Raw genomic sequence first — 9,893 nt, 5'->3', positions numbered from 1 at the left:
CCCCTAGGGTGGTCAGCATGGCGGCCAGGCCAGGCCGGGTGGCGCTGCCCAGCCCCGGTGCGGCCGCTGCGCCCGACACCGCCATCCAGGTTCCCAGGCTGGCCGAGCTGTCCGGCGCCAGCGGCTGCCAGCCGCGCCCCTCCACCCGGTAGTGGCCCGGTCCCACCAGCGACATCAGCTCACCCTGCCGGTCCAGGTTGTGCAGGCCGTGCCGCTGATAGGTCTGGTTGATGCAGACGTTGATGACGTGTACCGGTCCGCCATGCGCGTGAGGCGCATACTTCGGCATCGCCACGTCGTCCGCCGTGTGGACATGGGTGACCTTGGAATCCGCCCGCCGGTCCGGGTTGGCCGCGCCCAGATAGGCGTGCGACAGGCGCGCCCGGTAGAAGTGGTGCAGGGAGGAGCGGTTGAGAAAGTCCAGGCTGCGCCCGCTCACCAGCAGCCAGGCCAGCACCCCAGCGCTCAGCAGGGCCAGCGCTTGCACGGCATGGAAGAAGTCCACCTGCTCCAGATCGGCGCTCCAGACGTACCGGGTCGCTATCGCATGTACCACACTGGTCCAGAAGATGAGCATCATGAGTATGCCGAACTTGCCCGCCAGGTCCAGCATCAGCGGCAAGCGCTGGCGCAGGAAGTCGCTGACCGTGGCGCCACCCTGCTGCACCAGCGGCAGCAGCGTACGCAGCGCCGCCAGGATGACGGTAAAGCCCACCCCCAGCAGCACCAGTTGGCTAGGCTTGTTGGCAATGCGCCAGGCCACCCAGTCTATGGCACCCAGCAGCAGCACGGCCACGCCCACCCTCAGGGCGAGCGCCAGCTGCTCGGTCACCCACTGCCGCCGCTCGTCCGCCAACTCCGGTCGGCTGGGGCCGGCGGGCATATACCAGTACAGGATGGCCGCCACCGTTGCCCATAGTACCGGCAGGGGTAGCAGCAGCCACAGCGTGGGCCAGGGGGAGACGAGGTTCCAGACATCCAGCGGGGCGGTCTGCGCCGGTTGCAGCGCCGGATCCTTGATCCACTGATCCAGCGACCACCAGGCAAACAGGTCGATGCCGCCCAAGACGCAGCCCAGCAGCATGCCCAGCATGCCAAGTTCGATATGTACGCCGGCCAGATTGCGCAGAAAGGTGACGACGGCGTACAGCCAATCCTGGCTGCCACGCGGAATCAGATAACGGCTGTTGGCGCGCAGCCATTTGCGGTGGTGGGAGGCGGCACCGTCGTCGGCCAGTTGCGTCTGCAGCGCCTGCGCAGTACGCGTGTTCAGCGCCATACGGCCAACCATGGCGCCGATGTAGCCACCGCCCGACACCGTGGACATCAGATCGAAACGCCACAGCACACGGGCCTTGGCAAGCGCGGTGAGCAGGCCATAGCAGAAGGTGGCGCTGCGTATGCCGCCACCGGACAATGCCAACCCCCAGCGGACGTCCTGGCAAGCCGTCGCCGCATCCTGGCCCAGGTGCTTGCGCCGCTCCTCGACCAGTTCCTCCAGTAGTTTGTCACTATCGGCCTCTGCGTGCCGCTGTCGCTGTTCCATCGCCACCCTTCATGGCCAGTCCAGGTACCGGCATAGTCCAGCCAGGACGGAGTAGCAAAAGGCCCGGACGGGCAGCCGCCCGGCGGTAGGCCGGCCGTTGCCGCGACGCCGCAAGACCATGTCTTGCGAGGCCTACTGCGCCGCAGGCACCGGCGTAGCCAACGCCTGACCGTGCGCTACAAACCAGGTACCGGCGAGCTTGACTGGCACCTCGCCGATCACCCTGGCGCTGTGCGGTACCCCGGCGGGGATATGGAAGGCTTGGCCTGCCGTCAGCTCGATGGGGGGCTTGTCGCCCACGCGTAGCTCGACGGTACCCGAGATCACGTAGCTGGCTTCGTCGCCCGGATGGGTGTGCAAGGGGGCCACGCCGCCGACCGGTATGGTGACCTCGGCCTGCACTACGTCCACCCTTGCCTGGGCCGAGGGCTCGCTGAGCAGCAGCTTGCGCTGCAATTGGGGCGTATCGGCCAGGGCCAGGGTGCCCCCGGCCAGCAAGGTGGCAAGGCCGAAGTAGAAACGGTGGGCAGCATGCATGACTAGGCTCCTAACGTGATGACTGGGACATACGCACCCTGGCGGGCAACCCCATCAGCATAGTTCGCGCGCTCACCGGCTGCTTCAGCGGTCGCCATCCACAAAGGTGATGTCCAGCACCTTGTCGGCGGCGGCGCTGACCACCATGCCGTAGAGCTTTACATAGGCGGCACCGCTGCCACTGATCGACATATTGCCCTTCTCGGTGATAGCACCGCTGCCCACCAGCAGGCAGCCCGAGGTATCGGCCTGGGTGTTGCCGCAGTGGATCAGGATGTACTCAAAGCCCGGTACATTCTGGATATGCAGCATACCCCGGTGCATTGCGCCAAAGCGCTGCTGGTACTTGATATGGTGCTCGCCTTCGCAACGCAGCCGCACCTGATAGTTGCCGGCGGGTATACGCGTCTCGTGGACCAGCTTGACCGCCCGGTATTCGTCCTCCAGCCCAAAGCAGACAAACTGCCCGTCGACATAGACCTTGCTGATGGTGGTGTCGTTGTCCGACACAAAACGCTGCACTTCGATATGCATCCTGGTTCTCCCTGCTAGAAGGTGGAACGGGTTGCACACCAGACGGTGCGCAACCCGTAAGGTGGCTATTGGTATCTACGCGCCGGCTGGCTGGGGTCGTAGCGCACGTCGCCCACCTTCCTACGCTGGTCGATCGATGCGTGTTCCTGCAGCCCAGCCAGCTCCCGAGGTGCCTTGAGCAGATCGCGGAAAGGCACGTACAGCCAGGGTTGGTGGGCGATGCCTTGCGAGGCGGGCTCGCAGGGGTAGCCCCGGTCCTGGTCGAACTTCACCCCCTGTCCGGCCAGTTTTCCCTGCATCCACTCGAGCGCGATATCAGAAAGACCGCTCTCGCCACCGAGCATGGGGTAGCCGCCGCCCACATCGGCATGCGCGCCGGCAAACAACATCTGCTCCACATTGGCGGCGCCGGCCCAGAGTGTGGGCGTGAAGTCCACCCGCTGCTCGTCGCGCGACACGGCATGAAAGCCCTTCTTGACCCGGTCACTGAGCTTGTTGTCGGCAAATTGGAAGGTATCGACCCGCTGCCCGCCGGCGGCGAATTCCGGTATACCCAAGGCGCCTACCGTGTCCCACACGGCGATGCTGGATATACCAAAGCCCTCATCGTCCTTGACAGGAATCAGGTCGTGCTCCGGGTTCAGGGTCACCTTGTCCAGCCAGTTGGGCAGATCGGTCAACGCCTCGACAAAGCGCCCAAAGAAAGATTGCTTGCGGGCCGATGCCTCGCGGTAGCGGTACCAGGCGGCGGTGCCGTTGATATAGGCCTCGCGTGGGTCGTCAGTCAGCTCACTGCGCAGCACCCCTTGCGACAGCAGCAGACCGCCCAGGGCCCGCGCAGTATAGGCACCGCGGCTGAAGCCGATCAGGTGGATGCGATCACCCGGCTTATAGTTACGCGAGATAAAGGTGTAGCCGCGCACGATGCGCTTGATCACACCGGCACCAAACGCGCCGCCCAAGAGCTGGTTGATGGGGTTGTCGTCGCCCCCCACGCCATAGATGTACTTGGCGACCTGGACGGTGGCGCCGTCCCGCTGTAGCCGCACCTCCTGCTCCATGCTCTTGCACAGCGAGGCAGGGTCATATTGACCGCTGACCTTGAGGAAGAGCTTGTAGACATTGGTGGGATCGGGCGAACCATCGTGGTTGTCGTCCTTGTCGGGACTGTTCCACGTACCGTCTGCAAAGAAAAGGATGTGCTTCATGGCGACCTCGCGGCAGGATGCGGTGGACAACCCGCAGGCTGGCATAAGGTGGCCGGGGAGCGGGATCGGTGGCGCAGGGCGGGCCCTCGCCATTACCACTTCGTAGCCCCGGTTCAGGGCTAGTCGCATCATCCATTTGGGGGATAGCCCGCCAGGCGGCAGGCGAGGCCGGACAATTCCGACAACCGGCCGCGACCGGGCTCAAGCCGGTTGCGCGTTGCCCTCGGTCAGCACCTCGATCAAGGCCCGGGCCGCGGCCGACAAGCGCCGATGCGGGGCGTAGATCAGCGAGAAAGGCCGGCTGCGACCACGCAGCGCGGGCAGCACTTCCACCAACCGGCCGAGGGCGATGCGGTCTTGCACGATAAAGTCGTAGCTCTGGCAGATGCCCAGGCCATGCTCGGCCAGCGAAACCACGGCCAGCACGTCGTCCGAGACCTCCACCGCCGGCACGGCGGGCCAGTCCACATCCTGGCCGTCTATCCTGAACCACCAGGGGCCGATGCGACCGGTGCTGGGCATGACAAAAGGCAGGCAGGCGTGCCGGGCCAGGTCGTCCAGGCTGTGGGGCATGCCGGCCTGCGCCAGGTAGCTCGGCGCCGCCACCAGGCAGAGCGGCGCGTCCTCCAGTTGTCGGGCCACCAGGCCGCTGTCCGGCAACTGGCCCAGGCGTATCGCCATATCGTAGCCCTCGGCCACCAGGTCCACATTGCGGTTGGTGATGTTCAGCTCCAGCTGTACCGCCGGGTAGCGCTGCCGAAAACGCTGCAGCAGCGGCGGTAGCCGGTAGTGGCCATAGGTGGTGGGTGCACTCAACCGCACCTTGCCGCGCAGCTCGCCCTCCTGGCCCTGGATGGTGCGCTCGGCATCGTCGATCAGCGCAAAGGCCTGCCGCGCCTGCTCCAGATAGAGCCGGCCGGCGTCGGTCAGGCGTTGGCTGCGGGTGGTCCGGCGCAGTAACTGGCTGCCCAGCCGCGCCTCCAACCGGGCAACGGCGCGGCTGATCACCGAAGGCGTGGTCGAAAGCGCCACCGCTGCATTGGTCAGCGAGCCCTGCTCCACCACCGCCACAAAGGCCTCCACGTCGCCCAGATGGTCGAATTTCCGGCTCATTTATGCCTCAAAAGGAAAAATCATTTCCCAAATTGATAATTTATCTCCTTCATTGAAGTCAATACAGTAGCGCCATCGAATTCAGCCATCCACCAGGAGACCCGCATGAGCACCATCAAACCTGTCTTGTTCGTCCTCACCAGCCACGGCACCAAGGGTAGCTCCGGCCTGCCCACCGGCTACTACCTGGGCGAAGTCACCCACCCCTTGGCCGAGCTGCAGGATGCCGGCATCGCAGTCGAGTTTGCCTCCATCCAGGGCGGGGAGCCGCCGGTGGACGGGCTGGACCTGAACGACCCAGTCAACGCCCGTTACTGGAACGACCCAGCTTTCCGCGAGACGGTGCGCCACACTGCCAAGCTGGCCGAGGTGGATGCCAGCCGCTACTCGGCCGTTTTCTATGCCGGTGGCCACGGCGCGATGTGGGACTTCCCACAGAGCAAGGCAGTACAGCGCGTGACCCGCGAGGTCTACGAGGCTGGCGGTCTGGTCGGCGCGGTCTGCCACGGCCCGGCAGCGCTGGTGAATGTCACCCTCAGCAATGGCGACTATCTGGTCGCCGGCAAGAAGGTGAGCGCTTTTACCGATGAAGAAGAACGCGCCGTGCAGCTCGACGGCACCGTCCCCTTCCTGCTGGCCAGCCAGCTCGCCGCCCACGGCGCCCTGCACCAACCGGCTGCCAACTGGACCTGCCAGGTAGTCGCCGACGGCCGCCTGGTCACTGGCCAGAACCCGCAGTCGGCAGCAGGCGTGGGCGCCGCGCTGAGAGATCTGCTCCTGGCAAATACCACCCACTAGTCCCGCAAACCACCGCATTCCCAACACCGCAAGCCTGCCCCGGCGGGGCAGGCCGGGTCCCGCTACGCCTGCGCGGTCCGCAATCCCACTTCAACCTCGCTGGAGATACCCCATGAAGCTGCAGCACAAGCTCGCCACCACCCTTGCCCTCGGCCTCTTTACCGGTGCCGCCCAGGCCGCCAATGTGCTGGTGGTCCTGTCCGATGCCGACCATCTGGACCTGAAGGACGGCAAGGTCTTTGCCACCGGCTTTTACCTCAATGAGCTGATGCAGCCAGTCAAGCTGCTACTGGACGCCGGCCACCAGGTCACCTTCGCCACCCCGCAGGGCCTGGCCCCGACGGTGGACCAAAGCTCGCTCGCACCCATGTATTTTGGCAACGACGCCAAGGCCCAGGCCGAGCACCAGGCCCTGCTCGACAAGCTGGCAGTGACCGACAAGCAGCGCTCGCCGGTCGTGAGCCTCGCCCGCGTCGAGCAGATCGGCTACGGCCACTTCGACGCCGTCTACATCCCCGGCGGCCACGCCCCCATGCAGGACCTGCTGACCAGCCCGGCGCTGGGCAAGCTTCTGAACCACTTCCACGCCGCCGGCAAACCTACCGCCCTGGTCTGCCACGGCCCCATTGCGCTGATCGCCACCCTGCCCGATGCCCAGGGCTATACCGCCACGCTGGCGCAAGGCGGGCAGGCCAAGCCCGGCGCCTGGCCCTATGCCGGCTACCGCATGACGGTGATCAGCAACCAGGAGGAAGAACAGGCCAAGGGCCTGCTCAAGGGTGGGGCGATGAAGTTCTACCCGCAGACCGCGCTGGAAGGTGCCGGTGGCAAGTACAGCAGCAACGCCCAGCCGTGGACTGCCAATGTGGTGGCAGACCGCGAGCTGATCACCGGCCAGAACCCGGCCTCTGCGCTGCAGGTGGGCCAGGTCTTGCTGGCACGCTTGAAGTAAGCCACTCAGTCGCTGCCCAGATTGTTGCTCTCCGCGCAACATCCCCCATCTGGTGGATTCACCGGGGCGCAGCGGTCTGCGACACTCTGGGCCCCGCCGAGCTATCGGCATAGACGGTACCCACCCGGCCATGATCCGCACCCGCTGCCTGAGCGTCGCTCTCGTCCTCGCCGTACTCGCCCCTATCACGCACGCTGCAAACCTGATCGGCGATACAAAGGTGGTCGGCCGGCCGCAGATCGCGGTGCCACCTGAGTACCCGGAGGAAGCCCTGGCCAAGCAGATCACCGGCAAACTGCGGGTGGAAATGAATGTCGGTATCTCCGGCAAGGTGCGGAGCTAAAAGGTAGTCGAATCGATCCCGGCAGGCGTTTTTGACGGCGCTTTCGAGGAGGTGCACAAGCTCTGGCTCTACTACCCGTTTATCGAGGACTGCCGCACCGTTCCCGGTACGGTGACCACCGAGTTCCAGTTTGATATCCGCGAGGGCAAGCCGGTCGTGACCTTGCTGGTTGAATCCCACTGGGATATTGCCAAGAAAAAGGGTTTCAACCTGGAACCCAAGCCGTCCGTCTATATCCAAAAGCCCGCCATCCCCTACCCCAGTGCCGCGCAGTCCCGCGGACAAAGCGGCTTTGCGCTGCTGCGCTTTGAACGCGACAGCAGTAATCGGGCACTGTCGCCCGAGATCGTCGCCGGCTACCCGCCCAAGGTGTTCGACAATACCGTCCTGCGCTGGATCAAGGGCGCCGAGCTAAGGCCGCTGGCAGACGACGGTACCGAAGACAAGGTGACCTGCCAGTTGCTCGTCTTCCAGCTGGTAGATGGCTAGTCCGTACCCGTACCACGGGTACCTGGTATACCAGCCCCAATGGACCGGCCGATTACCCGCCGGTCTATTTTTTGTTTAATACTTAGTTTTTTTCCTAAGTATTTGCTATGCTGGTCTGGCAACAACAAGACGAGCCGAAACCATGTCCAACCTTGCCGACCCGATAGACCACGTCTTCAAGGCCCTCTCCGACCCCACGCGCCGCAAGGTGCTGGAGAAGCTGAGCCAGGGTCGGGCCTCGGTCAGTGAGCTGGCCGAACCGTTCGACATGGCCCTGCCCTCCTTTGTCCAGCATCTCAAGATCCTGGAAGAAAGCGGGCTGGTGCGTTCCGAGAAACAGGGCCGGATACGTACCTTCGAGCTCGCCACGGCGCCCTTTCGGCAGGCCGAGGATTGGCTCTCTGCACAGCGCAGGCTGTGGGAGGGGCGCCTCGACCGGCTGGATAGCTATCTACTTAAATTGAAGGAGCAGAAGACATGAGCAAGTCCCCCATCTACACCCCCAACCCCACGCTCGACCTGGTACTGGAGCGCGAGATCGACGTGCCGCACGAATTGGTATGGACCGCCTGGACCACCCCCGAGCACCTGGTGCAGTGGTTCTGCCCGCGCCCCTGGGGCGTGGCCGAGTGCGAGATCGACCTGCGCCCCGGCGGCGTCTTCCGTACCGATATGCGCTCGCCCGAAGGCCAGATCTTTCCCAATATCGGCTGCTTCCTGGAGGTGGTTCCCCAGCGCAAGATGGTCTGGACCGACGCCCTCTTGCCCGGCTACCGCCCTGCCCCCAACCCCTTTATGACCGCCATGCTGCTCTTGGAACCCCTGAGCCCCGAGCGCACCCGCTACACCGCCATAGCGATCCACAAAGACCCGGAAACCCGCCAGAAGCATATCGAGATGGGCTTTGAGCATGGCTGGGGCACGGTGCTGGACCAACTGGTAGAGCACATCAAGACCAAGATGTAGGCCCGCCTATCGCCGGCCGGCAATTACATTTGTGCAAATGTATTCAGCGTGCTACTTTGAACCCGTGTAGCAGAGCGGTACCCAGCGATCAGGCTGGATCACAGAGCACTCGACAGCACCCAGGCCAGATGGCTCATGGTGCTGTCTTTTTTTGTGCGTCTGCCGCAGCCTGGGCGGCCTGGGCCAGCGCTACCTGGCGCTCGGCCAGGGCGTGGTAGAGCGGGCGGCAGAAAAGCTTGCTGGTGAGCGAGGCGATCAAGGAGGCAGCGATCAGGCTCAGCACCATCTCGTGCCCGTCTATCATCTCCATCACGATGATAAAGGCCGTGATCGGCGCCTGCGTCACCGCCGCCAGAAAGGCCGCCATGCAGAGCGCGTAAATGCCAGCCGGCGACAGCGCTTGCCCCAGCAGCGGGATCAGGTCGTGACCGATGCCGGCGCCGATGGAGAGGCTGGGCGCAAAGATGCCACCGGGAATGCCGCTGAAGAACGACGCCATGGTGGCCAGGATCTTGCCCAGCGCAAAGGTGGCCGGCACATCGTCCGGGTGGGCCAGCATGGTGCGGGTAATGCCATAGCCCGAGCCAAAGGCATCGCCCTGGGTGATGATGCCCACCACCGCCACCAAGAGGCCGCAGGCACCGGCAAACCAGATGGGGTGGTTTGCCCGCAGCTTGCCCAGCGTGCCCGGCCAGGGCTGCAAGGTCCACAGCAGGCCGCGCGCGAACAGCCCGCCCACCACCCCGCAGATCAGCCCACAGGCCAGCACCGGCAGAATGATACGGCTATCGACCGTGCTCACCGCAAAGTTGCCGAAGTAGAGGTAGTTGCCCTGCAGCGAGATGGAAACGAGCCCGGCCAGCACAATGGCGGTGAGCAATACCCCGTTAGTCTTGTGCTCAAAGCGGCGCGACAGCTCCTCGATGGCGAACAGGATGCCCGCCAAGGGCGTATTGAAGGCAGCGGCAATACCGGCCGCACCACCAGCCAGGATCAGATGCGCTGGCACCGTGCCATGCCCCTTGGGCAGAAAGCGCCGCAGTGCATGCATCAGGCTCGCGCCCACCTGCACCGACGGCCCCTCGCGCCCGGCCGAGAAACCCACCCCCACGGCCGCCGCGCCCAGCACGACCTTGCCCAGCGCAATACGCAGCGACAGCAGGCGGCTGGTGGCCCCACCTGCCTCACTCTGCGAGATAGCGGCGATCACCTGCGGTATGCCGCTGCCCTCCGCCCCCAGGAACCAGCGCCGTACCGCGTAGACCACCGCCATACCGCCCAAGGGAGTCAACAGCAAGGGCACTAGCCGGTGCCAGTGGTAGAGCTGCATAAAGGCATTGCCGGCCAGCTCGCTCAGGCGGGCGAACAGCACCACCACAAGGCCCACCACCAGCGCCCCACCCCAGA

Annotated in this window: 12 protein-coding genes; 6 read left to right on the top strand and 6 right to left on the bottom strand. The window is 64.8% G+C overall.

What is annotated here, in order from left to right; translation table 11 throughout:
• The 5 genes from VIM95_RS12390 to VIM95_RS12370 all read right to left on the bottom strand — a co-directional run.
• Positions 1-1,546, bottom strand: a 1,546-nt coding sequence (locus VIM95_RS12390; RefSeq protein WP_331986108.1) for a hypothetical protein, incomplete at its 3' end; no start/stop codon positions are given.
• A gap of 132 nt (positions 1,547-1,678) precedes the next feature.
• The gene (locus VIM95_RS12385) at positions 1,679-2,083 is read right to left on the bottom strand and encodes a cupin domain-containing protein (RefSeq protein WP_331986106.1); all 405 of its coding nucleotides are present in this window, start codon (positions 2,081-2,083) and stop codon (positions 1,679-1,681) included.
• A gap of 84 nt (positions 2,084-2,167) precedes the next feature.
• Positions 2,168-2,617 (bottom strand): DUF5675 family protein, encoded by a 450-nt coding sequence (locus VIM95_RS12380; protein ID WP_331986104.1) that lies wholly within the window; start codon positions 2,615-2,617, stop codon positions 2,168-2,170.
• Between the two features lie 65 nt (positions 2,618-2,682).
• Positions 2,683-3,825, bottom strand: coding sequence for a DUF2235 domain-containing protein (locus VIM95_RS12375; RefSeq protein WP_331986103.1), 1,143 nt, complete (start codon positions 3,823-3,825; stop codon positions 2,683-2,685).
• 201 nt (positions 3,826-4,026) lie between these two features.
• Complete coding sequence (locus VIM95_RS12370; RefSeq protein WP_331986102.1) at positions 4,027-4,938, bottom strand: LysR family transcriptional regulator; 912 nt, start codon at positions 4,936-4,938, stop codon at positions 4,027-4,029.
• A gap of 105 nt (positions 4,939-5,043) precedes the next feature.
• On the opposite strand from VIM95_RS12370, the gene VIM95_RS12365 reads away from it, so the two are divergent.
• The 6 genes from VIM95_RS12365 to VIM95_RS12340 all read left to right on the top strand — a co-directional run bounded on the left by VIM95_RS12365 (position 5,044) and on the right by VIM95_RS12340 (position 8,486).
• Positions 5,044-5,736, top strand: a complete 693-nt coding sequence (locus tag VIM95_RS12365; RefSeq protein ID WP_331986101.1) for a type 1 glutamine amidotransferase domain-containing protein — start codon at positions 5,044-5,046, stop codon at positions 5,734-5,736.
• 112 nt (positions 5,737-5,848) lie between these two features.
• A complete protein-coding gene (locus tag VIM95_RS12360) occupies positions 5,849-6,688 on the top strand; it encodes a type 1 glutamine amidotransferase domain-containing protein (protein WP_331986100.1) in 840 nt (279 codons plus the stop codon).
• Positions 6,689-6,818: 130 nt separating this feature from the next.
• Positions 6,819-7,031 carry a hypothetical protein gene (locus tag VIM95_RS12355; protein ID WP_331986099.1) on the top strand — a complete coding sequence of 71 codons (213 nt, stop codon included), beginning with the start codon at positions 6,819-6,821 and terminating at the stop codon, positions 7,029-7,031.
• Between the two features lie 51 nt (positions 7,032-7,082).
• On the top strand, positions 7,083-7,520 hold the full coding sequence (locus tag VIM95_RS12350; protein ID WP_331986097.1) for an energy transducer TonB: 438 nt from the start codon (positions 7,083-7,085) through the stop codon (positions 7,518-7,520).
• 142 nt (positions 7,521-7,662) lie between these two features.
• Positions 7,663-8,001: a metalloregulator ArsR/SmtB family transcription factor gene (locus tag VIM95_RS12345; RefSeq protein ID WP_331986095.1), complete on the top strand. Its 339-nt coding sequence runs from the start codon at positions 7,663-7,665 to the stop codon at positions 7,999-8,001.
• Positions 7,998-8,486, top strand: a complete 489-nt coding sequence (locus VIM95_RS12340) for an SRPBCC family protein (protein ID WP_331986093.1) — start codon at positions 7,998-8,000, stop codon at positions 8,484-8,486. The genes VIM95_RS12345 and VIM95_RS12340 overlap by 4 nt, the downstream gene beginning before the upstream one ends.
• A 133-nt stretch (positions 8,487-8,619) precedes the next feature.
• On the opposite strand, the gene VIM95_RS12335 is transcribed toward VIM95_RS12340, so the two are convergent.
• Positions 8,620-9,893 (bottom strand): chloride channel protein (locus VIM95_RS12335; protein ID WP_331986091.1); only part of this gene is annotated, 1,274 nt, incomplete at its 5' end.

Origin of the sequence: Chitinimonas sp. (assembly GCF_036568685.1) — a bacterium.
Classification (GTDB): Bacteria; Pseudomonadota; Gammaproteobacteria; order Burkholderiales; family Chitinimonadaceae; genus Chitinimonas.
Note: the sequence above shows the minus strand (reverse complement) of the source record. Positions and strands in the feature narration are given on the sequence as shown.

Coding starts and splice junctions, on each gene's coding strand:
- VIM95_RS12375 (WP_331986103.1), bottom strand. CDS start 3,825: ATGAAGCACATCCTTTTCTTTGCAGACGGTACGTGGAACAGTCCCGAC.
- VIM95_RS12340 (WP_331986093.1), top strand. CDS start 7,998: ATGAGCAAGTCCCCCATCTACACCCCCAACCCCACGCTCGACCTGGTA.
- VIM95_RS12365 (WP_331986101.1), top strand. CDS start 5,044: ATGAGCACCATCAAACCTGTCTTGTTCGTCCTCACCAGCCACGGCACC.
- VIM95_RS12345 (WP_331986095.1), top strand. CDS start 7,663: ATGTCCAACCTTGCCGACCCGATAGACCACGTCTTCAAGGCCCTCTCC.
- VIM95_RS12355 (WP_331986099.1), top strand. CDS start 6,819: ATGATCCGCACCCGCTGCCTGAGCGTCGCTCTCGTCCTCGCCGTACTC.
- VIM95_RS12360 (WP_331986100.1), top strand. CDS start 5,849: ATGAAGCTGCAGCACAAGCTCGCCACCACCCTTGCCCTCGGCCTCTTT.
- VIM95_RS12380 (WP_331986104.1), bottom strand. CDS start 2,617: ATGCATATCGAAGTGCAGCGTTTTGTGTCGGACAACGACACCACCATC.
- VIM95_RS12370 (WP_331986102.1), bottom strand. CDS start 4,938: ATGAGCCGGAAATTCGACCATCTGGGCGACGTGGAGGCCTTTGTGGCG.
- VIM95_RS12385 (WP_331986106.1), bottom strand. CDS start 2,083: ATGCATGCTGCCCACCGTTTCTACTTCGGCCTTGCCACCTTGCTGGCC.